Raw genomic sequence first — 24,242 nt, forward strand, 5'->3', positions numbered from 1 at the left:
GAATCAGCGATGAGGAAGCTACCGACGCGGCACGTCAGCACGGACGTCCTCGACGTCGCCGTCCACGGGGCCGGACCCGCGGACGGGCCGCCGGTAGTCCTCCTCCACGGCTACCCCTACGACATCCACAGCTATGTCGACGTGGCGCCGGCACTGGCGGAGTCCGGGTACCGGGTCGTCGTGCCCTACCTGCGCGGGCACGGCCCGACCCGATTCCGCCGGCCGGACACGGCCCGCTCCGGTCAGCAGGCCGCCCTCGGCGCCGACGTCGTGGACCTGCTCGACGCGCTCGCCATCGACCGCGCGGTCCTCGCCGGATACGACTGGGGCGGCCGGGCGGCCTGCGTGGCGGCGGCCCTGTGGCCGGACCGGGTCGATGTCGTCATCCACTCGTATCGCCACCGGCTCGAGGAGGTCTCCGGCGCACCGGAGTACGCCGAGGCCGAGGCCGCACTCGCGCTCGCGCCGGCGATCACCGTCCCGGCGATCACCCTCGACGGCACGGCCGACGGGAACTTCCCCGCCACCGACGGCAGCTCGGGCGCGGCCCACTTCACCGGCCCGCGGCTGCACCGTCTGGTCCCCGATGCCGGGCACAACCTCCCACAGGAGGCGCCCGGCGCGTTCGCCGACGCTGTCCGGGACGTGTCCGAGCTCGCGGCACGGAAGCAGCAGAAGACCCCTGTATGAGGCTCCCCGACCCGATCCGGGCACTCGCGGACATCACCAGGATTACCCGAGCCTCAACACGCCTGCAATCGTGTTGGTGCACCAGAAGACCTCATGATGGCCCCCGAAACGCCGGCAACTCTCACCACGTGGACACCGGCGAACGGTGCACCGTAGCCGCGGGTCGGGGATCGTCCAGTCGTGGGTGCCGGAGCCCACGTCGACGGGCTCGGCACCCAGGAGTTCGACGGTGGCGGTGGTGTTCGGCGGGATGACCGCGCGCACTCGCAGCCGGCCCGCCTCAGCGGTCCAGCCGGCCTCGGCCGGTCCGTACGGGGTCTCCTGCCGGGCCGACGCGTGGTCGATCCCGGCGACGGGGACCGGGGCGATGCGCAGCCGGCGGTAGCCGGGCGCGGCCGGGGCCAGACCGGCCAGCCGCCGGTGCAGCCAGTCCGCGATGGCGCCGAAGGCGTAGTGGTTGAACGAGGTCATCTCGCCGGGGTTGATGGTGCCGTCGGGCAGCATGGAGTCCCACCGTTCCCAGATGGTGGTGGCGCCCATGGTCACCGGGTAGAGCCAGGACGGCACGCCGGTCTGCAGCAGCAGCCGGCCGGCGACATCGGCGTGGCCGGTGCTGGTGAGCGCGTCGGCGATGATCGGCGTGCCGACGAATCCGGTGCCGATGTGGAAGCCGGCCCGGCGCACCAGCTCGGCCAGCCGGTCTCCCATGGCCGCGCCGGCGTCGGCGTCGACCAGGTCGAACGCGATGGCCAGGGCGTAGGCGGTCTGCGCGTCGGACACCATCCGGTCGTCGGCCGTGGTGTACTCGCGCACCCACGCCTGCCGCACCCGTTCGGCGAGCTCCCCGTAGCGGGCGGCGTCGGCGGTGTGGCCGAGCTCGGCGGCCGCGTCGGCCACCAGGCGCGTGGAGCGGACGAGGTACGCGCCGGCGACGATGTCGCTGCCCACCTTGGCCAGGCCGGGCTGGTCCGGCGGCGCGTCCGGGTCGAGCCAGTCGCCGAACTGGAACGACCCTTCCCAGAGCAGCCGCTCCCCCGCCAGCCGGAGCACCGCGTCGACCCAGGCGCGCATGCTCGGGTACTGCTCGCCCAGCGCACGGCGGTCGCCGAACCGCTCGAACAGCACCGACGGCACGACTGTCGCGGCGTCGCCCCACGCCGCCGCCGGCCGGTCCCCGTCGGCCAGCACGTGCGGCACCACGAACGGGCAGACGCCGCCGTTCGCCGCCTGCTCGGCCGCGACGTCGCGCAGCCAGCCGGCCAGGAACGCGTCGGCGTCGAACAGCGTGCACGCCGCCGGGCTGAACACCTGGATGTCGCCGGTCCAGCCCAGCCGCTCGTCGCGCTGCGGGCAGTCGGTCGGGATTGAGACGAAGTTGCCGCGCATCCCCCAGACCACATTCTCGTGCAGCCGGTTGACCAGGTCGTTCGAGCACTCGAACCGGCCGGTGCGGCGCAGGTCGCTGCCCACCACGACCGCGGCGACCGCCTCCGGGACGAGTTCGCCGGGCCAGCCGGTCACCTCGGCGTAGCGGAACCCGTGGAACGTGAACTCCGGCTCGAAGACGTCCTCGCCGCCGGACAGCACGAACTCGTCGGTCGCCCGGGCCGCACGCAGGGGGCGCACCGCCAGCTCGCCGTGCTCCAGCACCTCCGCGTGCCGCACCGTCACCACCTGCCCGGCCGGCCCGGCCACCCGCAGCCGGAGCCGCCCGACCAGGTTCTGCCCGAAGTCCAGCACTGTGCGGCCCGACGGCGTCGTGATCACCTCGCGGACCGGCACCTCCTGGGTGCGCCGCACCGGCTCGGCGGCCGCCGGCTCCGGGACGACGCCGGCATCGGCCACCGACACCGCCGACCAGCCCGAGTCGTCGAACCCCACCTCGGACCAGCCCGGCACCGCGCGGCGCGCGTCGATCCGCTCACCGGCGTAGATGCCGCTGCTCACCAGCGGCCCGGCCGCCGCACCACGCCAGTCCGGCCCGGTGGCGACGACCTCCGACGTGCCGTCGGCGTAGGTGACGTGCAGCTGGGCCGCCACCGCGGGCTGGTCGCCGTACACCCGGCGGGCGTGACCATAGAAGCCGTACTCCTCCGTCCACCACCCGCCGGCGAACCGGATCCCGATCGCGTTGCGCCCGGCGGTCAGCAGCCCCGTGACGTCGACGGCGTCGTGCTCGATCCGGTACTGGTAGCTCGTCCAGCCGGGCTTGAGCACCGCGTCGTCGACGTCCACACCGTTGACCGCCACCTGGTAGACCCCGTGCGCCGTCGTGTACAGCAGCGCCGACGCGATCGGCCCGGCCACGTCGAACTCGGTCCGCACCAGACCGGGACACGCCGCGCCGGACGGCTCGGCCAGACCGACGAACGCCGCCCGCCACTCGCCGTCGGCGAGGAACACGCTCCGGACCTCCACCGGGTCGCTCCACGGCGAGGTCACGCCGTCGACGCCGGTCACCCGCGCCTCGACGGTGTGGCGGGCATGCGGCCGCAGCGGCGCGAACGGCCAGTCGACGAAGACCGACTCAGCGGTGTCCAGCCGGACGGTCACCCCGTCCGCGCCGTCGAGACGGACCTCGGCCGCCGCCTGCAGCCAACCCGGCGTCGAGGACTCCACCGTCCACGACAACCGCGGCGTGGGCGTGTCGGCGAACGCGCCGTCGCGGCGGCGTTCGACGCGGACGGCGGCGACGCGGGTCGAATGCATGCGCGGGTGTCCTCCTCAGACCGGGTCGCGACGGAGCTCATCAAGATCCTTCCAGACCGGGTACTGGCGCCCCCGGCCGGTCACGTCCCGGTCGTGGTACGACGGGCGCGGGCCGGGCGGCGGGAACCGGCGCCAGCCGTCGCCGTCCAGCGGTCGTCCGTAGCCGTCGCGCGCCAGCCGGTCCAGCAGGGCGTCGCGGAGCTTCGTCAGCTCAGCCTCGTACCGGCCGTCGCCGGCCAGGTCGGCGGTCTCGTCGCTTCCGACCTCGTAGAGGCTCTCCCGGTCGTCGGCCGCGCTGTAGGTGTACTTGTACCGGGAGTTCATGGCGAGGTAGAGCGCCTCCGCGCCCACGTGGTACTGGCCGAACAGGACGTCGCGCACGCCTTCCTGTCCCCCGGCGGCGACCGGGAGGAGGTCGTGGCCGTCCGGGTCGAGGCCGGCCGGGACCGCCCCGGTCGCCGCGAGCACCGTCGGCGCCACGTCCGTGAGGCCCGCCAGCGTGGTGGTGGCCACGCCCTCCGGCAGGGTGCCGGGCCGGCTGAGCACCAGCGGGACGCGGGCCGCCGCATCGTGGTAGCCGCGCTTGCCGAACGCCCAGTGGTCGCCGAGGTACTCGCCGTGGTCGGCGGTGAAGATCACGAGCGTGTCCTCTCGCAGCCCGCTCTCGTCGAGCTGGTCGAGGATCCGGCCGATCTCGGCGTCGACGTGCGAGACGCAGGCGTAGTAGTAGGCGCGCATCACCCGGATGCGGGTCAGGTCCAGCTCCGGATGCGTCCACTTCACCCGGTGCTGGTTGTGAATGTGGTAGCCGAGCCGCTCGAGCTCCTCGTCGGCCCGGACCGGGTCGGGCATGTCGAGCGGGTCGTACCAGAGGTAGTAGGGATACGGCGGGTCGAACGGCGGATGCGGCTTGATGAACGACGTCCAGCAGAAGAACGGCGCGCCCCCGGGCGAGCGGGAGGCGAGGAACTCCCGCGTCCGCCGTCCCGTCCAGGCGGTGGTGTGCAGGTGAGCCGGGAGCTGCGAGGGCTGCGGCGAGTAGTACAGCTCGTGCCTGATCCCGTGCGGCTCCACCACGTGATCCGTCCCGGACGCGAGCAGCTCGGTGAGGTACTCGTCCTCCTCCGGCGCGGCCGGGATCTCCTCGGACAGCCACAGCCGGTCGAAACCGTGGCCGGCCCGGACCGGCGTGAAGTGCATCTTGCCGATGGCCTGCGTGTCGTACCCGGCCGCGGCCAGCGACCGCACCACGGTCGGCGTGCCGTCGGCCAGCGGCGTCGAGTTGCTGGTGATGCCATTGCGATGCGGCAGCTGCCCGGTCAGGATGCCCGCCCGTGCCGGCACGCACACCGGCGACTCCGCGTAGGCGCGCCGGAACGTCACGCCCTCGGCCAGCAGCCGGTCGAGGTTCGGCGTGCGGACGTGCGGGTTGCCGTGGGCGGCGATCGCGTCGAAGCGGAACTGGTCGGCGGTGATGAGCAGGACGTTGGGCCGGCAAGTCACGTCGAGAACCTCGCGTCGGTCGATCGGTCGGTGGCGGCCGCGGCTCAGACCCGGAACTCGTCAGGGTCGATCTCGCCGTTGTCCACGCCGGTCTCGAACGCGCGCTGGTACCTCTCGGAGAGGTCCGCCAGCGTCGACGGTGCGTCCTGCGACGGGTCGAGGATCAGCTTGGTGATCGTCGTCGTCACGTCCTCGCCCTCGACCGCGACGACCGAGCCGGGCTTCTTCGGCCATTGGGTGTCGAGGTCCGCCGGGCGGAACAACTGGAGCCAGTCGTTGCCCATCGCGCTGTCGGAGTCCCACGCCTCGGTGCTCAGCGGCGGTACGCCCCCGTCGGCCAGCGCCTGCTGCATCTCCGCGCCGACCAGCACCTCGAAGACGGCCGCCACGGACTCCTCGTCCTCGATGGTGGACGAGATCGAGTACGGGAAGCCGGCGTTCATCGGCGACTGCCGCTGCGTCTGGCCGTCGGCGACCGGGATCGGCCCGACGCCGAAGTCGATCTGCGCGCCCAGGTTCTGCAGCCCGCCCACGATGCTGCCGCTGCTGAGGTACATGCCGATCTTGCCCTCGGCGAAGGCGCCGAGCACGGTGTCGCTGTTCAGCGTCTCGGCACCCGGGTAGGCGATCTCCTCCTGGACCAGCGCCCGATAGAGCTCGACGACGGGTTCGTAGTTTTCGGCCGCGAACTCGCCGGAGCTCCTGTCGAACAGGCCCAGCTGCGTGAGATCGGGGTTCGACGCGAGTACGGGCGGGTCGACGATCCAGGCCAGGAAGCCCACCCAGGCCGTCGGCAGTGCGATGCCGAACGCGTCGCCGCCGCCGGCGGCCGTGATCGCCCGGGCGGCGTCGAGCACCGCCGAGAAGGTCGTCGGCGGGTCGTCCGGGTCGAGGCCGGCGGCCTGGAACAGGCCGCGGTTGATGCTGTTGCGGATGGTGAACGTGGTGGTCGGGACGCCGTAAGGCTCGCCGCCCCAGACCAGCTCGCTGCTGTCGCGCAGGTACGCGTCGGCGTTCCCCAGGACGTCGTCGCTGATCAGGCCGCGTAATGGCTGGATCCAGCCGGCGCCGACGAACTGGCCGAGGATCGAGCTCGGCCCGTGGAAGATGTCCGGCCCGCGCTGGGTCTGGAAGGCGGTGCGGACGATCTCCTCGTACTTGTCCGTGGCCTGCGGCTCGTACTGCACCGTGATACCCAGCTCGGCGCCCCGGCCCTCGTTCCACGCCGTCAGGAACGCCTGCCGGGCGGTCGCCTCCGCGCCGGCGCGGTCCCAGACGACCACCGTGCGGGTGCCGCCGCTCGCGTCGCCGCCGCCGTCGTCGCCGCCGTCGTCGCCGCAGGCGGACAGCAGGGCCGGGCCGCCGGCGCCCAGGGCGGCCGCCGCTGCGGCGCGTTCGAGGAACCTGCGGCGGGTCATGCCTTGGCTAGCCATGCGCCGACCGCGAGGTCCCCGGCGGCGGTGAGTCCCGCAATGGAAAAGGCGAACAGCCATGGTGATCCTCCTTGATCGTGGGAGCGCTCGACGCTCGGACGGAGGCGCCCGCCCGCCGGCACGTGACGGTGACGGCGACGGCGCAGAGGGCTGGTGCGGTGAACCAGTACGGAATCCAGATCGCCGGCGGCAGGACGACACCGACGAACGCCACCGCGGCGCACACGAGCACCGCGGCGATCGCCAGCTCCGGGCGCCGGACGACCCGCAGGTAGGCGTAGCGCAGGGCGTTCCGCGCGCCGTCGCGTCGCTCCTCGAGCACCGCGAGCGACCAGGTGCTCACGAGGGCCCACATCGCGGCGACCGGGATGACCGCCAGCGGGAGCAGCTCACCCAAGGGGCCGCCGGGCGATGGCCCGAGGATCGCGGTGACGGTGACGACGGTGCCGGCCGCGAGGATCCCGGCGAGCCGGAGCGACGGCCAGAACGCCCGCCCGGCCGCCCGCGATGACTCGCGCAGGCTCGGCGCCGGCTCGCCGGAGGCGATCGCGTGCATCGTGCGCAGGAGGACGACCGTCGCCGCCGGCGCCGTGATGACCGGCAGGCACAGCAGCAGCCAGACGGCGCCGGCCCGCAGGAACGCCGTCCAGCCCGCGAGCACCCGGTACACCGGGCCGTCGACGGCGAGCAGGTGCGTCATCCCTTCACCGCCCCCTCGGTCCAGCCCCGGACGAAGAACCGCTGCAGGACGACGAACACCACGATGATCGGGATGAGCGCCATGTTGGCCCCGGCGAGGACGGTGTTGTATGCGGACATGCCCTCGACGGCGTCGTACTGCAGCGCCGAGACGCCGACGATCAACGTGCGCAGATCGGCCTCCGCGAGCGAGAACACCAGCGGGACCTGGTAGTTGTTCCACGACGCCTGGAAGCCGAGCACGATGGTGGTGACGAGGATCGGCGTCATCAACGGCAGCGCGATGCGCCGGTAGGTGCCGAAGAACCCGCAGCCGTCGACGCGGGCCGCGTCCTCGATCTCGGTGCCCAGGCCCTGGACGAACGCCTTGATCAGGTAGACGTGGATGATCATGATACCCGCGTACTCGACCATCGAGATGCCGAGCAGGTTCGCAATGCCCAGCGAGCGGGCGATCTGGTACTGCGGGTAGAGCATCGCGGTCGTCAGCCCGATGAACAGCGTCAGCATGAAGACGGTCTCGAGGACCCGCTGGCCGGGCAGGTGCTTACGGGCCAGGACGTAGCCCGTCATGCTCGACGCCAGCGTGTCGACGACCACGACGACGAGCGTGACGACGACGCTGTTCACGAAGTACCGGGCGAAGTTCGCCCGCGTCCAGGCGTCGGAATAGTTCGACCAGTCCCAGCTGTCGGGCAGCAGCCCCGGATCGCTGCCGACGATCTGCCGCAGCGGTGACACCGAGGCGAAGAAGCCGAACACCAGCGGGGTGAGCATGACCACCGCGAGGCCGGTGAGCAGAACCCCCAGCACGACGCGGCGCAGCCATGTCCTCCCGGAGTGCCGCCGGGGTGGCCGCGGCGCCGGCGCCTGCTCGCGTCCGGCCACCCGCAGATCGGTCGCGGCGCTCATGCCTCGGCCCTCCGGACCACCCGCAGGTACGCGACGGAGACGAGGCCGACCACCACGCTCGCGGTGACGCCCAGCGCCGCGGCGTAACCGATCTGCGGCACGGTCTCCGGTTCGAAGAAGAAGCGGTAGATGTAGGTGAACATGACGTCCGTCGCGCCGGTCGGCCCGCCGTCGGTCAGCGTCTTCACCAGGTCGAACGACCGCAGGATGCCGATGATCGAGATGAGGACGACCACCCGGGCCACCGGCATCAGCATCGGCAGCACCACGTGGCGGAACGTCTGCCACTCGCCGGCGCCCTCGACCGCCGCGCTCTCGGTCAGCTCCCGCGGGATCGTGATCATGCCGGCGAAGAACAGCAGCATGTTGATGCCGACGTGCGCCCACACCCCCACGCTGATCAGGCTGAGCAGGGCGTTGGTCGCGTCACCGAGGAAGTTGATCGGCGCGGAGATCAGCGAGAGCCCCTCCAGTATCTGGTTGAACTGCCCGCCCACCTCGCGAAACAGGAAGCCGAAGATGATCCCGATGATCGCCGGCGACAGCACGTACGGCAGGAAGTAGATCGTGCGCAGCAGCGACTCCGCCCGGACGCCGCGGAAGAACACGTACGCCAGCGCGAGGGCGAGCGGGATCTCCAGCACCAGCCGCCCGCCGGTGAACTGCAGGGTGGTGACCACCGACTCCCACCACTCGCCGTCCCGGGCGACCCGCTGGTAGTTCTCCAGTCCGACGAACGTGGGGTCGGTGAAGCCGTTCCACCGGAAGAAGCTGTAGTACACCAGCCACCCCACCGGCACCAGCGCGAACGCGATGTACGGCAGGAGCGACGGCCCCAGCATCGCGAACGCCGCGGCGTTCTCCCGCCGCCGCCAGCCACGCTGGTCCGCCGGCGCCGAGCGGCCGGCACCCACGACCGAGACTCTGCTCACCACGCCTCCCCGGCGACACTGCCCGATGGGTGGATAAATTAAGTGAGCTGACTTTAAAATAGCGTCCGAAACGTGTCAACAGCCGTCGGACCGGTCGGGAAATGGGCCATCACGGTAGCGTGCGGACCCCGACCTGCCACGACGCGCGACACCTGGAGGATGCCTCGTGAGCATGCCCGTCGATGCATCGCATCGCCATGTGGAGCCGGGCCGGTCGGGCTCGGCTCCGGACGGCCCACGCTCGTGGCAGGGCACCACCCTCCGCCGGCAGAACTACTCCGCGGTGCTGCGCACGATCCTGATCGACGGGCCGATCTCGCGGGTCGACATCGCGCGCCGGGTCGGCCTGACCCCGACGGCGATCACCAGCATCGTCACGTCGCTGCTGGCCGCGGGGCTGGTCATGGAGGTGCAGCCGCCGAACCCCGGCCGCGACCGCGGCCGGCCGAAGGTCCCGGTCGACATCGACCCCGGCGCCCTCTCCGTGCTCGGCCTCTTCATCGGCGGCACGCACACCAGCGTCGGCCTGATCGACCTGTCCGGGCACCTCATCGCGGAAACCGACGTCGAACAGGTCGGCACCTCGGCTACCGAGCTGATCGAGGACATCGCGACGGCGGCGCGGCGGCTGATGGACACCGCCTCCCCCGCCGGGCCGATCCTCGGCGTCGGCGCCAGCATCGGCGGCTGGGTCGACACCGAACGCGGCGTCGTCCTGGATCACGTCCGGCCGCACTGGGTCGGCACTCCCCTGCGCAGCCGGCTCGAGGAGCGCATCGGCCTCCCCGTGGTCCTGAACAGCAATGCACGCGCCATGGCCCTGCTCGAGTCCTGGCTGGGCGCGGCCAAGGGGGTGCGAAACTTCATCTACGTCTCGATCGGCGCCCTCGTCGCGTCCGCGCTGTTCATCGACGGGAAGGTCTACGACGGCGCCCGGTCCGCGTCCGGGAGCATCGACCACCTGTCGGTCCGGGTGCGCACCGCGACCCGGTGTTTCTGCGGCCGCCGCGACTGCCTGCACGTGGCCGTCAGCGACGAGGCGGTGCTGCGCCTCGCCTACGAGGCCGGCGTGCCCACGAGCATCGCGTCGGTCCGGGAGCTGGCCGAGACGGCCGCGGCCGGCGACCTCGCCGCCGCCCGGGTGCTGCGCAACCGCGCGCGGCACACGGGCAACGCGGTGGGTCAGCTGGCCGACCTGCTGAACCCCGAGCTCATCCTGCTCGGCGGCTCCATCCTCGACGCGCCGGAGTACCTCGACGACGTCCGGCGGCAGGCGGCGGCGAGCTCGCACGCCGCTCCCGGCGTCGCCGACCTCATCCGCCCCAGCGTCTTCGGTCACCGCGCGCTCTCCCGCGCCTCCGGCGCCCTCGTGCTGAACCAGTACTACGCCGACCCGCTGGCCTACTCGCCGCTCGCCCGCGACGCCCGCGTCCGAGGAGCGGTCCAGTGACGCGGGCCAACCTCCTGTTCGTCTTCGGCGACCAGCATCGCTGGTGTGACCTCGGATGTTATGGGAACGCCGAGGTGTGGTCGCCGAACTTCGACCGGTTCGCCACGCAGGCGCTGCGCTTCGAGAACTGCGTCGCGAACACGCCGGTGTGCGTGCCCGCGCGGGCCACCCTGCTCACCGGGACGTTCGGCCGCACGCACCGCGCCGTGGGCAACGACCTTCCCATCGACCCAGGGGTGGAAGGCGTCGCCGGGGTGCTCGGCGCCGCGGGGTACCGAACCGGCTACATCGGCAAATGGCACCTCGCCGGCATCCCGCGCGACCAGCCGGTGCCCGCCGGCGCGCGGCTGGGGTTCCAGGAGTGGAAGGCCTACAACTGCCACCACGACTACAACGACGCCGCATATCACGACGAGGCCGGCGTGTTGTATCGGCTGCCCGGCTACGAGCCGGTGGCCCAGACCGACCTGGCGATCGACTTCATGGACCGGCATCGGGACGAGCCGTGGGCGCTGTTCCTCTCCTGGGGACCGCCGCACGACCCGTATGGCACCGCTCCCCCAGCCCACCGCGACCGCTATGCCGGGCGCGATCTCCCGCTGCGTCCCAACGTGCCCGAGAGCATCGCTCACACCCCCTCGACCCGGCTGACGCGTGACGACGTCAGGGCCGACCTCGCGGGCTACTACGCGCACATCTCCGCGCTCGACGAGCAGCTCGGCCGGCTGCTCGCGGCGCTGGAGCGGTCGGGGCAGCGCGACGACACGATCGTCGTCTACACCAGCGACCACGGCGACATGCTGGGCAGCCAGGGCCTGACCCGCAAGCAGCTGCCGTACGAGGAGTCGGTCCGGATCCCGCTGCTGGTGTCCTGGCCCGGCGTGGTGCGCACCGGAGCGACGGACGCGCTGATCGGCCAGGTCGACCTGCCGGTGACCCTGCTCGGCCTGCTGGGCCTGCGGTTCGCCGCGCCGGTCGACGGCGCCGACCTGCACCGGGTCCTGGTGGACGCCGACGCCGCCGGCCTGGCGGCCTGCTACCTCGCCAACCCCGTCCCGAGCCACCACGCCGAGGACCGCGGCGACCGGGAATGGCGGGCGATCCGCACCCGCCGGCACACGTTCGTCAGGTCCGCGAGCGACGACGGCTACCTTCTGTACGACAACATCGAGGACCCGTACCAGCTGACGAACCTCATCGACGACCCGGCCCATGCCGGGGTCCGCGCCGAGCTGCGGGCGGCACTGGACGAGCTGATCGACCGGCACGACGTGCTGCTGCCCTGGGACGAGTACCTCCGCCACGCCGGGCTGGTCGACGCCTGGAACGCGTGCCAGGAGCACTTCGGCCGGCCGACGCTGACGAGCTGAGCATTGACGTGGAACAGTGTTTCACAAACGATGGACCTCATGCGGATCACCGACGTCGCGGCGGTGCTGCTCACCGGCCCGTCCAGCAACGACCCGTACATCACGTTCGCCAAGAAGCTGCGTACCGCGGCGTTTGTCGAGGTGCGCACCGACGCCGGACTGGTCGGCGTCGGCGAGACGTACCTGGGCTACTTCTTCCCCGAGGTGGTCCCGCACGTCGTGGACTACGTGCGGCCGATCCTCGTCGACGGCGGCACCACCGACCCCGCGATCCTGAGCACCCGGATGCGTCGCTGCCTGGGGTTCTGGGCCCGGGTCGGCGCCGGGTCGGCGGTGCTGTCCGGCGTCGAGGCGGCGCTGTGGGATCTCGCCGGCCAGGCCGCCGGCGTCCCTGTCCACCGGTTGCTGGGCGGCCGCAAGCACGACAAGCTGCGGGCCTACGCCACCGGCGGCCCGTCGCCGTGGCCGCCGGACGAGCTGAAGCGCAAGCTGGACCGGTATGCCGAGCTGGGGTTCACCGCACTCAAGGTGGCCACCGGCTACCTGGAGTTGTCCGGCCGCAGGGAGATCCTGCCGGCGCCCGGCCCGCTGGCCGCGGCCGAGTTCGAGGCGGAGAAGCTGGCGCTGATGCGCGGTCACCTCGGCCCGGACTTCGAGATCATGCTCGACGGCCACATGGGCCACCGCAACGGCGTGCACCGGTGGGACCTCGACACCGCTCGGGCCGTCATGGCGGCCGCGGCGCCGTACCGGCCGGCGTTCTTCGAGGAGCCGCTGGCCTACGACGATCCGGACGAGTACGCGGCGCTGACCAGCGAGTCGCCGGTGCCGATCGCCGGCGGCGAGCAGCTGTTCTCCTACGACGAGTTCCGGCTCTGGATGAACCGCGGCGCGTTCGCCGTCGCCCAGCCCGACGCCGCGCTGCTCAGCCTGACCGACTTCGTGAAGGTGGGCGAGCTGGCCGCGACCCAGGGCCGGCACGTCGTCTCGCACGCCTGGAGCGCCGGCGGCGGCTTCCTGCAGAACGTCCACGCCGCGTTCGCCTCGCCGTCGACGCTCATGGTCGAGACGGCGCCGGACCCGGGCGAGCTGCACACCGCCCTGTGGGGCGACAACCTGGTCATCGAGGACGGCTACGTGCTGCCGCCCACGGCGCCGGGGCTCGGCGTCACGCTGTCCGACGAGGTCAAGAAGCGGTTCCCGTTCCAGCCCGGCATGGAGGAGTTCGCCAGCGTTCCCGGCAAGGAACTTCGGAGCTGACATGACCGAGCGCATCCTGGTGGCCCAGCCCCTGTACGACGCAGGCCTGGCCCGCGTCCGCCGGCTCGCGCCGGACGCCGTCGTCGAGGTGGTCGAGCCGTTCGGCCCCAGCACCGTCCTGCCCGAGGCGCTGGTCCGCGACGTGACCGTGCTGTTCTCCGACCTGTGCCCGGCCAACGTGGCCGCGATGCCGCGACTGCGCTGGGTGCAGCTCGGCTCGCACGGGTACTCCCAGCTCAACGGGCTGACCCTGCCGCCGGGGACGACGGTGGCGAACGCGAGCGGCGTCAACGACATCCCGATCGCGGAGTGGTGCGTCATGATGATGCTGGCGTTCGGCCGCGACCTGCCCGGCATGCTCGCCGCGCAGCGCGAGCACCGGTGGGACCGCGACGCCCGTTTCCAGGCCGAGCTGCGCGGCCGCCGGGTGGGCCTGTTCGGCTACGGCAACATCGGCCGCGAACTGGCCCGGTTGTGCCGTGCGCTGGGGCTCGAGGTGTGGACACTGTCGCGGTTCCGGCCCGGCGCGCGAGAGCTGCGCTACGACCCGCTGGACCGGCCGGCCGGCTCCGTCCCGGTACCCGACCGGACTTTCGCCGCGGAGCAGCGCGACGAGTTCCTCGCCGGGCTGGACTACCTGGTCGTCACGACGCCGGTGACCAGTGCCACCCGCGGCTGGGTCGACGCCGCGGCGCTGCGCGGGCTGCAGCCGCATGCGGTGCTGCTCAACCCGGCGCGCGCGGGCGTCGTCGACGAGGCCGCGCTGCTGGCCGCGCTGCGCGACGGCACCATCGCCGGAGCCGCCCTGGACGACCACTACCGGCAGCCGATGCCGCCGGACGACCCGTTCTTCGAGCTGCCGAACGTCATCGTGACGTCGCACATCTCCGGTTCCAGCTCCAGCACCTGGTTCGTCGAGCGCATCTGGGACCTGTTCACCCGGAACCTCGAGCGCTACCTCGCCGGCGACCCGCTGCTGAACGTCATCGCGCGAGACGATCTGGAGCTCGCCCCGTGAGCGGGGTCAGGTGAGCCGCGGGTCGACGTGCACCTTGGGCGCGGGACCGGTCGAGTGCTCGCCGGCCAGCACGGCGGCGACGTCGGACAGGCCGACGGTGGCGCCGACCAGCGGTCGCGGGTCGACCGTCCCGGCGGCATACGCCTCGATGGTCGCGGCCAGCCCGGGCGACGCGGACAGGATGCCGACCGCCGTCACGTCGTCGAGCACGAGTGCCCGGGTGTCGAGCATGCTCGGCGTGGCCGACAGCCCGATGTAGACGACCCGGCCTCCGGGTTCGACCAGCTCGACGGCCCGCGCCGGCAGCGGTGCGGCGTTGGTGGCGTCGACGACGGCGTCGAACGGCAGGTCCGGGAGCTCGTCCTCGCGCCAGGCGTGGCGGAAGCCCAGCTCGCGGGCGAACCGCAGCGACTCCTCGGTGCGGCCCATGACGTGCACCTCGGCACCGGCGGCGCGGGCGAACATCGCCGCCATCAGCCCGATGGTGCCCGGCCCGAAGACCAGGACGCGGTCGCCGGGGCCCGCACCGGTCGCCTGGGCCGCGCGCAGCGCGTTGCCGCCGGGCTCCACCAGCGCGCCGAGCACGGGGTCGACGGAGTCCGGCAGCGCGTGCAGCGACGACACCGGGACGGCCAGCTGCTCGGCCAGCGCGCCGGGCCGGCCGTCGCGGATGCCGACCTCCTGCCGCCGCTCACATACGTGCTGGTGGCCACGCAGGCAGCGCCGGCACGTTCCGTCGCCGATCATGGTGTCGCCCATGACCCGCCGCCCCACCCAGGCGGGGTCGACGCCGTCGCCGGCCGCGGTGACGACGCCGGCCCATTCGTGGCCGGGCCGCAGCGGATACGTCGTGTGGCCCGAGCGCAGGTAGGCCATGTCGCCGCTGAAGAACTCCGCGTCGGTGCCGCAGACGCCGGCCCGCTCGACGTCGACGACGACCTCGCCCGGCGCCGCGACGGGCCGCGGCACCTCCAGCACCGCGCCCTCCCCCGGACCGGTGAGCACGAACGCGCGCATGGTGCCGGTGCTCACGACATCAGTCGGTCGGCTCATGCGGCGTCGCCCTCTCCCAGCCGGCCGAGCACGCCGCGGACCTCGTCGACGGCGTCGACGAGCGTGGCCAGCGGCGTGCGGTAGGTCAGCGCGCTGACGCTGAGCGCGCCCGACGGCGTGCTCGGCGACAATGCGTACACCGGCAGCGCCAGGCAGGCGACGCCGGTCTCGTTCTCCTCGTCGTCGAGCGCGTAGCCGCGCTCCCGGATGGTCGCCAGCTCGTCCCGCAGCTCGGCGACGGTGGTGCGGGTGCGGGCGGTGCGGCGCTCCAGCGGGGCCTCGGCGGCCCAAGCCGCGACGGCGTCCGGCGTGGTCAGGCGGTGCGCCAGCAGCAGTTTGCCCACGCCGGTCGAGTGCGCCGGGTTGCGCCCGCCGACGGTCGACGTGAGCCGCGCGGCGCCGCTGGGCGGGTCGACCTTGGCGCGGTACACGACCTCGCGCCCGTCGAGCACCGCGTAGTGGGTGGTCTCGCCGAACCGCACCGCCAGGGTCTCCAGCACCGGCTGCAGGCGGACGTGCTCGGGCCGGGTCTCGTGGTGGGCGAACGCCAGCCGGAGGAACTCGTCACCCAGCAGGTAGTGACCGCGGGCGTCCTGCGCGGCCAGGCCGGCCCGGCGCAGCGAACGCAGCGCGCGGTGCACCGTCGGCTTCGGGCTGCCGACGACGCGGGCCAGCTCGTCCAGCCCGACGCCGGCGGGGTGACCGGCCAGCTCCTTGAGGACGACGAGCACGCGGTCGGACCCGACGACGCGGCCGGCCCCTTGACCCGGACGGTCGCCGCCCGTCACCATGTCTGCGTCCGGCATATTCCAGATAGTAGATCGACGTGTCGATAATCGGAAGGGCGTCTCGTGGCCGAGCTCCGCAGCGCGCAGTGGTACGGCGGCGACGGCCGCGACGCCTACATCCACCGCGCGTGGATGCGCCGCGGCCTGCCGGACGACGCCTTCACGGGCCGGGCGCACATCGCCATCGCGAACACCGCGTCCGACCTCACGCCGTGCAACCGCCACCTCAGCGAGGTGGCGCAGTCGGTCCGCGACGGCGTGCACGAGGCCGGCGGCATCCCGCTGGAGCTGCCGGCGCTGTCGCTCGGTGAGACCCAGCTGCGGCCCACGGCGATGCTGTGGCGCAACCTCGCGGCGATGGCCACGGAGGAGATGCTGCGCGGCAACCCGATCGACGGCGTGGTGCTCCTGGGCGGCTGCGACAAGACCATCCCGGCGCTGCTCATGGCGGCCGCGTCGGTCGACCTGCCTGCGGTCGTGGTCCCCGGCGGCCCGATGCTCACTGGCACGTTCCGCGGCGTACCGCTGGGCTGCGGCACCGACGTCTGGCGGCTGTCCGAGGAGGTCCGCGCCGGCACCCTGTCGCGGGAGGAGTTCACCCGCTCGGAGTCGGCGATGATCCGCAGCCGGGGGCACTGCAACACCATGGGCACCGCGTCGACGATGGCGCTGCTGGCCGAGGCGCTGGGCATGGTGGTCCCGGGCGTGGCCGGCACCCCGGCGCCGGACAGCCGGCTGCTGGTCGCCGCGCACGGCACCGGCCGGCTCGCCGTCGAACTGGTCGCCGCCCGCCGCCGGCCGAGCACCGTCCTGACGAAGGCGTCGTTCCACAACGCGATCGTGGCGCTCGGCGCCATCGGCGGGTCGACCAACGCGGTCGTGCACCTGCTCGCCATCGCCGGCCGCCTCGGCATCGACCTCACGCTGGACGACTTCGACCGCATCGGCTCGCGCGTCCCGGTGCTGGTCGACCTGCTGCCGGCCGGCCGGTTCCTGATGGACGACCTGCACCGCGCCGGCGGGCTGCTGGCGGTGCTGCGCGAGGTGCGCGACCTGCTCGACCCCGCCGCGCTGACAGTGACCGGCCGGCCGCTGGTGGAGTACCTGGACGACGCCCAGATCTGGGATCCCGAGGTGATCCGGCCGCGGTCGGCGCCGCTGGTCGACGAGGGCGGCATCGCGGTGCTGCGCGGCAACCTGGCGCCCGGCGGCGCGGTGATCAAGCCGGCCGCGGCCTCGCCGGAGCTGCTGACACATCGCGGCCCGGCGGTCGTGTTCGACAGCATCGAGGACCTGCACGCCCGCATCGACGACCCCGATCTCGACGTGACGGCCGACTCAGTCCTGGTGCTGCGGGGCTGCGGCCCGCGGGGCTACCCCGGCATGCCGGAGGTGTCGAACCTGCCGCTGCCGAAGAAGCTGCTCGCCCAAGGCGTGCGCGACATGGTGCGGGTGTGCGACGGCCGGATGAGCGGCACCGCCTACGGCACCGTCGTGCTGCACGTGACGCCCGAGGCCGCGGCCGGCGGACCGCTGGCGCTGGTGCGCACAGGCGACGTCGTCAGCCTGGACGTCGCCGCGCGCCGCGTCGACGTCGAGGTGCCCGCCGACGAGCTGGCCGCACGCTCCCCCAATGCGGCCACCGTCGACGGCTACGCCCGGCCCACCCGCGGCTGGGAACGGCTCTACGTCGACCACGTGCTCCAGGCCGACACCGGCGCCGACCTGGACTTCCTGCTCGGTTCCAGCGGTTCGGAGGTCAGGCGTGAATCCCACTGAAGGCAGCCCGCGGACGGCGCTCGTCACCGGCGGCGGCAGCGGGCTGGGCGCCGCGGCGGCGCAGCGGCTGCGGGCCGACGGCGTCGCCGTCACGACCCTCGACCTGCGCGACGCCGACGTCGCGGCCGACGTCACCGACGAGGCGGCGCTGGCCCGGGTCGCGGCCGAGATGAGCCCGGTCGACGTGCTGGTCAACTCCGCCGGCATCGTCGGGCCGAACCGGCCGCTGGAGGCGACGACGGCCGAGGAGTGGCGGCGGGTCTTCGACGTCAACGTCATCGGCACCGTGAACACCATGCGGACGTTCGTCCCCGGCATGCGCGAACGCGGCTGGGGCCGGATCGTCAACGTCGCCAGCATGGCCGGCAAGGACGGCAACCCGAACCTGTCGGTGTACTCCGCCTCCAAGGCCGCCGTCATCGGGCTCACCAAGTCCGCCGGCAAGGAGCTGGCCACCAGCGGCGTCCTGGTCAACGCGATCGCGCCGGCCGTCATCGCCACCCCGATGAACGACAACACCTCGCCCGACGTGCTCGCGCACATCACCAGCCTCATCCCGATGAAGCGGGTCGGGCGGCCGGAGGAGGTCGCCGAGCTGATCGCGTTCCTGTGCTCGGACCGGGTCAGCTTCTCCACCGGCGCGGTCTACGACATCAGCGGCGGCCGGGCTACCTATTGAGCCACGGCGGCGGGCTCGCGCACGACGCGGCGCTCGAACCAGATGGTCATGAACGGCGGGACGGCCGAGGCGAGGCCGAGCATCGTCGTCGTGAAGCTCCAGCGCTCGACCCGCCAGGCGGCGAGCACGGTGACGAGGTAGACGAGGAAGATGCCGCCGTGGATCGGGCCGAAGACCTGCACCCCGATCTCGTTCTCGACGACGACGTACTTGAAGAACATCCCCACCAGCAGGCCGGCCCAGGAGATGCCCTCGGCGACGGCCGCGATGCGGAACCAGCGAAGCGCAGCACTCACCCGGTCACCCTACGGGCGAGCGGTTCCGCCCGGCCGCGCGGGGGCGGGGCCACGACGCCGGCCACCAGCTCCCGCAGCGTCGCCTCGATCGGGGTCGCACAGCGGTGCCGCCGGTCGCCGCGCGGCCGCAGCAGGCCGCACCCCGGCGTCGCGCAGGACGTCCGGCCAAGCCGGCCGCGGCACGGTGACCACCTCCACCGGCCGGTCCAGTACCCTGCCCAACGCCGCGGCGACCTGCCGCTCGGTGTAGCGAGGCGCGTCCAAATCCACGACCACGGGGGCCAGCGGCGGGTGCATGAGCGCCGCGGCGACAGCGGCACCCACGTCGCGCCCGCGCCGGCGCCTCGCGGGCGGCCTTCGCCCGCCGGGGCCGAGTGGACGCACGGCGACGGGTGAGAGATCGGCGTCAGGGCGCCGTCGCCTCGGCGTAGGTGAGGCGGTGGATCTGGCCGGTGCCGCCGGCGACGGCGTCGGTGACGAAGTAGACCTCGCCCTCGCCGTCCACGCCGAACGACGTGATCCGCGGCGGCAGCATGCCGACGGCGTCGTCGGCGACGTGCCGGCCGCGGCGCAGCTCCTGGATGGCGAACGCCTGGCCGGTGCAGTAGTCGGCCGCGACGTACGTGCCGTCGGCGATGTCCTCGAACTCCTCACCGCGGTACACGACGCCGCCCATCACGGCGCACCGGTCGTTGCCGGCCAATCCGTAGGAGAAGACCGGGTCGGTGTGGTCGGCGCGCGGGTTGCAGCGGATGTCGAGGAACGGGTCGGGCGCCTCGCCGGCGGACTCGGGGACGCGATGGATGTCGTCGCCCTCCCGGCAGGACCAGCCGAAGTTCCAGCCGTCGCGGGGCTGGTCGTCCTCGTCGATGGAGACGTGGTTGATCTCCTCCCAGCGGTTCTGCCCGACGTCGCCGATCCAGATCGAGTCGTCCTCGGCGTCGATGGAGAACCGCCACGGGTTGCGCAGGCCCCACGCCCAGATCTCCGGCCGCGCGATCGAGCTGCGGGCGAACGGGTTGTCCTCCGGGATGCAGTAGAGCCGGCCGTCGCACTCGCTCATGACGTCGATCCGGACGATCTTGCCGAGCAGCGTGCTGAGGTTCTGCGCGCCGTACAGCGGGTCGTCGGCGCTGCCGCCGTCACCGGTGCTCCAGTAGAGGTAGCCGTCGGGGCCGAACGTCAGGTCGCCGCCGTTGTGGTTGGAGTTGAGGTTGTGCTGCTGGCGGAGCACCCGCTCCTCGGTGGCCGGGTCGACGACGGCCTGGTCGGCGCTGTCGAGCACGAACCGCGAGACGGTCAGCGCGCCGTTCTCGACGCCGGTGCCCAGCGCCGTGTACGAGACGAACAGCGTGTGGGTGCGCTCGAAGTCCGGTGACGGCGCCACGCCGAGCAGGCCGCGCTCGTTGCCGGCGGTGCTGACCCGGCCGGTGAGATCCAGCAGCGGCTGCGGGTCGAGCGCCCCGGTGGCGGGGTGGAACACCAGGATCCGGCCGGCCTTGTCGACGACGAACAGCCGGCCGCTGCCGTCGTCGGGCGTGCCGATGGCGGAGAGCCGGAGCCCGGTCGTCGCGACGACCTCGCTGCCGACCTGGAGGTCGGAGACGGGAAGGGGGCGGTCCCGGTCGGCCTGCGCCGCCGCTGTCGTCGCCACGGTGGCGACGAGGAGGAGCGGCAGCACGAGGGCGATCCGGAGTTTCCGGACGAGCGGGACGGGTGTAGCGGACATGACATCTCCTCGTGGACGATGAGTTGTTCGCTAGGGCGCGCTGTAATACGTGACACAGCGGCGAATGGATTGCGTGAACCCGGCCCGAGGCGGATGCAACTCCGCACCCCCGGCTCGCGTCTTCAGGGATGACCCAAGGGGGTGGGATGGACGTCGAAGCAGACGCGACGCTTGTCGCGATGGATCGGGACAGTGCATTCGAGCAGTACGTTGAGGTGCGGCAGGCAGCGCTGCTGCGTCTCGCGTACCTGCTCACGGGCGAGCAGCACGCGGCCGAGGACCTCGTCCAGACCGCACTGGCCAAGCTGTACCTGGCGTGGAACCGCGTGGAGCGCGCCGGCGCCGTCGACGCGTACGCGAAACGAATCATGATCAACGAGCACTCCAGCTGGTGGCGCCGGGCCTGGCGGCGGGTCGAGACGACCACCGACGCTGTCCCGGAGCGCGCGGTCGCCGGGGACTTCGGCCACACGCTCGTCGAACGCGACGCACTGTGGTCGGTCGTCCAGGGACTGCCGCCGCGCCAGCGCGCCGCCGTCGTTCTCCGGTTCTACGAGGACATGAGCGAGCAGGACGTCGCCGCCACGCTCGGCTGCTCGGTGGGCACCGTGAAATCGCAGACCAGCCGGGCGCTGGCGACCCTGCGAACCCGACTCCAGGAGCGAAGGGGGAACGACCGATGAACGAGTTCGACGATCTCGAGAACACGCTGGCAGCGGAGCTCCGCCGCCGCTCCGGCGACGTCCTCGGCACCGAGGGCATGGCCACCCGTGCCCGGCGGCGGGCGCGCGTGGTGCGGCGGCGCCGCGCGATCGCCGTCAGCGCCGTCACCGCGGTCACGCTGGCCATCGCGGTCCCGACGGCACTGTCGCTGCGCAGTGTCCCGCAGACCGCGCCCCAGCCGGCCGACACGCCGACGACATCGGAGACGCCGACGCCGGACCCGACCACTCCCCCGTCCTCCCCGCCTGCGGACCCGTCGCCGCCCGCCGAGACCGATGAGCCCGAGGAGCCCGTCGTCGGCGGGACGACCGAGCTGGTGCTGGACGGCATGGCCGAAGGAGCGCCCCCGTCCATCAGCTGGGTCGAGGGCACGACCTTCCACACCGAGGACGGCCGGACGCTGCCGATCCCGGAGGACTTCTTCCGCCCGTTCGCCATCCGGGACGGCGCGATAGGTCAGATGCCCGGCACCGAGGGCCCGATACCCGACATCGCCACGACCGACGCCACCGGCGCCGTAGCGAGCCGTGGGCCGGGCAATGGCCCGGTGCTCTCCTACGACGGTTTCCTGATCGCGTACTACGACCCGGAGGAGGACCACGTCTGGGCGGGCCAGGCCGACGGCGGCGGAACCGGACCCGGCAGCCGGGACGTGGCTCCCGACCAGCGGCTCGACCCGGCCGGCTTCCTGGACGACTACGCCCTGGTGTCGAACGTCTCGACCGACGCCGAGCTGTGGGCGGGCATCCGGATCGACAGCTTCGCACCGGGCGACCCGACGCCTCCGGTCACGCCGCCCTGGGACTTCGTGCGGGTCGTGGCCGTGTCGCAGCCCGCCGGGCTGGTCGCCGGCTACACCGAGATCCGGGACGACGGGACCTGCTCGGCGGTGTACGAGGCCGACGCGGACGAGCCGCTCTGGAGCACCTGCGAGTACTCGTTCGACCACTTCAGCCCGGATGGTCGGTATCTCGTCGGCACCCACGACTATCGGGACGGCGAGGGCAACATGCTCGCCGTCGTGGTCGACGCCCGCACCGGCGAGGTGGTCCACACGTACGACGGCCGGTTCATCAGCGATGCCACGTTCGAGGACGATGAGCACGTGCTCATCAGCGTCCGCCTCGTCGATGGTGCGGAGCGGCAGGCGGCGCTGGTGCGGTGCGACTTCGAGGGGTCCTGCGAGCAGGCCTCACCGGTCGTCCGGATCGACGAGCTCGACGACGGCTACCACTTCGGCCTGCAGCGCTGGTGAACCACGGAGGGCGCCCGGTTCCGCCATGGAGCCGGGCGCCCTTCCTGCGCGCGGCGAGTCCGGCGGGCAATAATGCGACCGTGACCGATCCCGTGACGCCGCAGGCAGTGCTCGGGCCACTGACCGAGGCCGCGATCTTCCTGGTCGTCACGGTCGACGACGGTGGTGAGGACGTCGCACGCAACCTGCTGGCCGACGTCTCCGGACTGACCAGGGCGGTCGGCTTCCGCAGCGTCGAGGACAACCTGACCTGCATCGCCGGCATCGGCGCCGGTGCGTGGCCACGGCTGGTCGGCGGCGACCCGCCGTCCGAGCTGCACCCGTTCCAGGAGATCGCCGGCCGCAAGCACACCGCCGTCACCACCCCGGGCGACCTGATGTTCCACATCCGGGCGCGGCGCATGGACCTGTGCTTCGAGCTGGCGACGCTGATCGCCGGGCGGCTGGCCGGCGCGGTCACCGTCGTCGACGAGGTGCCGGGGTTCCGGTACTTCGACCAGCGCGACCTGCTGGGGTTCGTCGACGGGACGGAGAACCCGACCGGCGCCGCGGCGGCCGCGGCCGTCCTCTCCGACGAGCCGGGGTTCGAGGGCGGCAGCTACGTCGTCGTGCAGAAGTACCTGCACGACATGGACGCCTGGAACGCGCTGCCCGTCGAGGAGCAGGAGCGGGTCATCGGCCGCCGCAAGCTGTCCGACATCGAACTGTCCGACGCCGAGCAACCGAGCAACTCGCACGTCGCGCTGACCACGATCACCGACGACGATGGCGAAGAGCTGGAGATCCTGCGCGACAACATGCCGTTCGGGCGACCGGGCGCCGGCGAGTTCGGCACCTACTTCATCGGCTACGCCGCCCACCCCGACGTCATCGAGCAGATGCTCGTCAATATGTTCGTCGGCCGGCCGCCCGGCAACTATGACCGCATCCTCGACTTCTCCGTCGCGGTCACCGGCGCGCTGTTCTACGTGCCCACCGTGGAATTCCTCGAGGGCCTCGCCGATCCGCCCAGTCCGACGCCCGCGACCGACGGCAGCCTGAACGTCGGCAGTCTCAAGAGGAGCGACGACTCATGAACAACCTGCACCGGGAACTCGCGCCCATCTCGGCGGCCGCCTGGGCCGACATCGAGGCCGAGGCGCGCCGCACGTTCGTCCAGTACGTCGCCGCCCGCCGCGTCGTCGACGTCATCGGCCCGGGCGACGACGTCCTGCAGGGGGTCGGGACCGGGCATCTGCGCACGCTGGACGGCCCCGGCGACGGCGTGCTGGCGCGCAGCCGCGAGGTCCGACCGGTGGTCGAGCTGCGGGTCCCGTTCAACGTCGACCGTCAGGCCGTCGACGACGTCGAGCGCGGCGCGAAGGACGCCGACTGGCAGCCGGTGAAGGACGCCGCGAAGAAGATCGCGTACGCCGAGGACCGCGCCATCGTCGCCGGCTTCGCGGCGGCCGGCATCGAGGGCATCGTCGCCGGCACCACCAACGCGCCGATCACCCTCCCCGGCGACGTCCGCGAGCTCCCCGACGTCGCCGCCCAGGCGCTCACCACCCTCCGGCTCGCCGGCGTGGGCGGCCCGTACAGCCTGCTGCTGTCCGCCGAGCTGTACACCGCGGTCGAGGAGACTACCGACCACGGCTACCCGATCCGCGAGCACGTCGCCCGCGTCCTCCACGACGGCGAGATCGTCTTCGCCCCGGCCATCGACGGCGGCCTGCTGCTGTCGGCCCGCGGCGGGGACTACGAGCTGCACCTCGCCCAGGATCTCTCCATCGGCTACCTCTCCCACGACGCCGACACCATCGAGCTGTACTTCGAGGAGGCGTTCACCTTCCTCGTCCAGACCGGCGAATCCGGCGTCGCGCTCGGCGCCTGAGACGGTCCCCGGAGATCGTGGACGGTCTCGTGCGGCTGCGCGACGTCCTCGACCTCAGTGAGGCGTGAGCTGACCTTTCCGGCCTGGTCGG

Annotated in this window: 21 protein-coding genes; 11 read left to right on the plus strand and 10 right to left on the minus strand. The window is 72.5% G+C overall.

Features of this window, described 5'->3' with window-relative positions; translation table 11 throughout:
- Positions 1 to 9: 9 nt before the first annotated feature.
- A complete protein-coding gene (locus E1262_RS14490; protein WP_132103842.1) occupies positions 10 to 690 on the plus strand; it encodes an alpha/beta fold hydrolase in 681 nt (226 codons plus the stop codon).
- Between the two features lie 42 nt (positions 691 to 732).
- On the opposite strand, the gene E1262_RS14495 is transcribed toward E1262_RS14490, so the two are convergent.
- The 6 genes from E1262_RS14495 to E1262_RS14520 are packed head-to-tail and all read right to left on the minus strand — an operon-like array spanning position 733 to position 8,878.
- Positions 733 to 3,399, minus strand: coding sequence for an alpha-L-rhamnosidase (locus E1262_RS14495; RefSeq protein ID WP_132103843.1), 2,667 nt, complete (start codon positions 3,397 to 3,399; stop codon positions 733 to 735).
- A 15-nt stretch (positions 3,400 to 3,414) separates the two neighbouring features.
- Positions 3,415 to 4,902 carry a sulfatase family protein gene (locus tag E1262_RS14500; RefSeq protein ID WP_162605910.1) on the minus strand — a complete coding sequence of 496 codons (1,488 nt, stop codon included), beginning with the start codon at positions 4,900 to 4,902 and terminating at the stop codon, positions 3,415 to 3,417.
- A gap of 44 nt (positions 4,903 to 4,946) precedes the next feature.
- A complete protein-coding gene (locus tag E1262_RS14505; RefSeq protein ID WP_132103845.1) occupies positions 4,947 to 6,320 on the minus strand; it encodes an ABC transporter substrate-binding protein in 1,374 nt (457 codons plus the stop codon).
- 7 nt (positions 6,321 to 6,327) lie between these two features.
- The gene (locus E1262_RS14510; protein WP_132103846.1) at positions 6,328 to 7,035 is read right to left on the minus strand and encodes a YesL family protein; all 708 of its coding nucleotides are present in this window, start codon (positions 7,033 to 7,035) and stop codon (positions 6,328 to 6,330) included.
- Positions 7,032 to 7,946, minus strand: a complete 915-nt coding sequence (locus E1262_RS14515) for a carbohydrate ABC transporter permease (protein WP_132103847.1) — start codon at positions 7,944 to 7,946, stop codon at positions 7,032 to 7,034. Before E1262_RS14515 ends, E1262_RS14510 begins: the two co-directional genes overlap by 4 nt.
- On the minus strand, positions 7,943 to 8,878 hold the full coding sequence (locus E1262_RS14520) for a carbohydrate ABC transporter permease (RefSeq protein WP_132103848.1): 936 nt from the start codon (positions 8,876 to 8,878) through the stop codon (positions 7,943 to 7,945). The genes E1262_RS14515 and E1262_RS14520 overlap by 4 nt, the downstream gene beginning before the upstream one ends.
- Before the next feature lie 172 nt (positions 8,879 to 9,050).
- Between E1262_RS14520 and E1262_RS14525 the strand changes: the two genes are divergently transcribed.
- Genes E1262_RS14525 through E1262_RS14540 form a run of 4 tightly spaced genes read left to right on the plus strand, consistent with a single transcriptional unit; the run spans position 9,051 to position 13,976 of the window.
- Positions 9,051 to 10,328, plus strand: coding sequence for an ROK family transcriptional regulator (locus tag E1262_RS14525; protein ID WP_238992934.1), 1,278 nt, complete (start codon positions 9,051 to 9,053; stop codon positions 10,326 to 10,328).
- Complete coding sequence (locus E1262_RS14530) at positions 10,325 to 11,698, plus strand: sulfatase family protein (protein ID WP_132103850.1); 1,374 nt, start codon at positions 10,325 to 10,327, stop codon at positions 11,696 to 11,698. Before E1262_RS14525 ends, E1262_RS14530 begins: the two co-directional genes overlap by 4 nt.
- A 39-nt stretch (positions 11,699 to 11,737) precedes the next feature.
- Entirely contained in the window at positions 11,738 to 12,958 is a 1,221-nt protein-coding gene (locus E1262_RS14535; protein ID WP_162605912.1) for a mandelate racemase/muconate lactonizing enzyme family protein, read from the plus strand.
- 1 nt (position 12,959) lies between these two features.
- Positions 12,960 to 13,976 (plus strand): D-2-hydroxyacid dehydrogenase, encoded by a 1,017-nt coding sequence (locus E1262_RS14540; RefSeq protein WP_132103852.1) that lies wholly within the window; start codon positions 12,960 to 12,962, stop codon positions 13,974 to 13,976.
- A gap of 6 nt (positions 13,977 to 13,982) precedes the next feature.
- Here the strand turns inward: E1262_RS14540 and E1262_RS14545 are convergent, their stop codons facing one another.
- Positions 13,983 to 15,029 (minus strand): zinc-dependent alcohol dehydrogenase, encoded by a 1,047-nt coding sequence (locus E1262_RS14545; RefSeq protein WP_203453871.1) that lies wholly within the window; start codon positions 15,027 to 15,029, stop codon positions 13,983 to 13,985.
- Positions 15,026 to 15,835, minus strand: a complete 810-nt coding sequence (locus E1262_RS14550; protein ID WP_132103853.1) for an IclR family transcriptional regulator — start codon at positions 15,833 to 15,835, stop codon at positions 15,026 to 15,028. The genes E1262_RS14545 and E1262_RS14550 overlap by 4 nt, the downstream gene beginning before the upstream one ends.
- A 45-nt stretch (positions 15,836 to 15,880) precedes the next feature.
- Between E1262_RS14550 and E1262_RS14555 the strand changes: the two genes are divergently transcribed.
- Together E1262_RS14555 and E1262_RS14560 are read left to right on the plus strand one after the other, a co-directional pair.
- Positions 15,881 to 17,596: an IlvD/Edd family dehydratase gene (locus tag E1262_RS14555; RefSeq protein WP_132103854.1), complete on the plus strand. Its 1,716-nt coding sequence runs from the start codon at positions 15,881 to 15,883 to the stop codon at positions 17,594 to 17,596.
- Positions 17,583 to 18,275 carry an SDR family NAD(P)-dependent oxidoreductase gene (locus E1262_RS14560; RefSeq protein ID WP_132103855.1) on the plus strand — a complete coding sequence of 231 codons (693 nt, stop codon included), beginning with the start codon at positions 17,583 to 17,585 and terminating at the stop codon, positions 18,273 to 18,275. Before E1262_RS14555 ends, E1262_RS14560 begins: the two co-directional genes overlap by 14 nt.
- Here E1262_RS14560 and E1262_RS14565 read toward each other — a convergent pair.
- On the minus strand, positions 18,269 to 18,571 hold the full coding sequence (locus E1262_RS14565) for a DUF3817 domain-containing protein (protein ID WP_132103856.1): 303 nt from the start codon (positions 18,569 to 18,571) through the stop codon (positions 18,269 to 18,271). The genes E1262_RS14560 and E1262_RS14565 overlap by 7 nt on opposite strands.
- A gap of 406 nt (positions 18,572 to 18,977) precedes the next feature.
- Entirely contained in the window at positions 18,978 to 20,300 is a 1,323-nt protein-coding gene (locus E1262_RS14570; RefSeq protein WP_132103857.1) for a PQQ-dependent sugar dehydrogenase, read from the minus strand.
- Positions 20,301 to 20,446: 146 nt separating this feature from the next.
- On the opposite strand from E1262_RS14570, the gene E1262_RS14575 reads away from it, so the two are divergent.
- From E1262_RS14575 to E1262_RS14590, 4 genes are all read left to right on the plus strand, one after another.
- Positions 20,447 to 20,983, plus strand: coding sequence for a SigE family RNA polymerase sigma factor (locus E1262_RS14575; RefSeq protein WP_203453872.1), 537 nt, complete (start codon positions 20,447 to 20,449; stop codon positions 20,981 to 20,983).
- Entirely contained in the window at positions 20,980 to 22,278 is a 1,299-nt protein-coding gene (locus E1262_RS14580; protein ID WP_132103858.1) for a hypothetical protein, read from the plus strand. The genes E1262_RS14575 and E1262_RS14580 overlap by 4 nt, the downstream gene beginning before the upstream one ends.
- An 80-nt stretch (positions 22,279 to 22,358) precedes the next feature.
- Entirely contained in the window at positions 22,359 to 23,354 is a 996-nt protein-coding gene (locus E1262_RS14585; RefSeq protein ID WP_132103859.1) for a Dyp-type peroxidase, read from the plus strand.
- On the plus strand, positions 23,351 to 24,151 hold the full coding sequence (locus E1262_RS14590; protein ID WP_132103860.1) for a family 1 encapsulin nanocompartment shell protein: 801 nt from the start codon (positions 23,351 to 23,353) through the stop codon (positions 24,149 to 24,151). Before E1262_RS14585 ends, E1262_RS14590 begins: the two co-directional genes overlap by 4 nt.
- Positions 24,152 to 24,242: the final 91 nt, after the last annotated feature.

The organism is Jiangella aurantiaca, assembly GCF_004349105.1.
GTDB classification, from domain to species: Bacteria; Actinomycetota; Actinomycetes; order Jiangellales; family Jiangellaceae; genus Jiangella; species Jiangella aurantiaca.

Excerpts from the sequence above, each read along its gene's own strand:
- E1262_RS14590 (WP_132103860.1), top strand. The coding sequence starts at position 23,351 with ATGAACAACCTGCACCGGGAACTCGCGCCCATCTCGGCGGCCGCCTGG.
- E1262_RS14570 (WP_132103857.1), bottom strand. The coding sequence starts at position 20,300 with ATGTCCGCTACACCCGTCCCGCTCGTCCGGAAACTCCGGATCGCCCTC.
- E1262_RS14580 (WP_132103858.1), top strand. The coding sequence starts at position 20,980 with ATGAACGAGTTCGACGATCTCGAGAACACGCTGGCAGCGGAGCTCCGC.
- E1262_RS14575 (WP_203453872.1), top strand. The coding sequence starts at position 20,447 with ATGGACGTCGAAGCAGACGCGACGCTTGTCGCGATGGATCGGGACAGT.
- E1262_RS14495 (WP_132103843.1), bottom strand. The coding sequence starts at position 3,399 with ATGCATTCGACCCGCGTCGCCGCCGTCCGCGTCGAACGCCGCCGCGAC.
- E1262_RS14550 (WP_132103853.1), bottom strand. The coding sequence starts at position 15,835 with ATGCCGGACGCAGACATGGTGACGGGCGGCGACCGTCCGGGTCAAGGG.
- E1262_RS14540 (WP_132103852.1), top strand. The coding sequence starts at position 12,960 with ATGACCGAGCGCATCCTGGTGGCCCAGCCCCTGTACGACGCAGGCCTG.
- E1262_RS14535 (WP_162605912.1), top strand. The coding sequence starts at position 11,738 with ATGCGGATCACCGACGTCGCGGCGGTGCTGCTCACCGGCCCGTCCAGC.
- E1262_RS14490 (WP_132103842.1), top strand. The coding sequence starts at position 10 with ATGAGGAAGCTACCGACGCGGCACGTCAGCACGGACGTCCTCGACGTC.
- E1262_RS14505 (WP_132103845.1), bottom strand. The coding sequence starts at position 6,320 with ATGACCCGCCGCAGGTTCCTCGAACGCGCCGCAGCGGCGGCCGCCCTG.
- E1262_RS14525 (WP_238992934.1), top strand. The coding sequence starts at position 9,051 with ATGCCCGTCGATGCATCGCATCGCCATGTGGAGCCGGGCCGGTCGGGC.
- E1262_RS14515 (WP_132103847.1), bottom strand. The coding sequence starts at position 7,946 with ATGAGCGCCGCGACCGATCTGCGGGTGGCCGGACGCGAGCAGGCGCCG.
- E1262_RS14510 (WP_132103846.1), bottom strand. The coding sequence starts at position 7,035 with ATGACGCACCTGCTCGCCGTCGACGGCCCGGTGTACCGGGTGCTCGCG.
- E1262_RS14545 (WP_203453871.1), bottom strand. The coding sequence starts at position 15,029 with ATGAGCCGACCGACTGATGTCGTGAGCACCGGCACCATGCGCGCGTTC.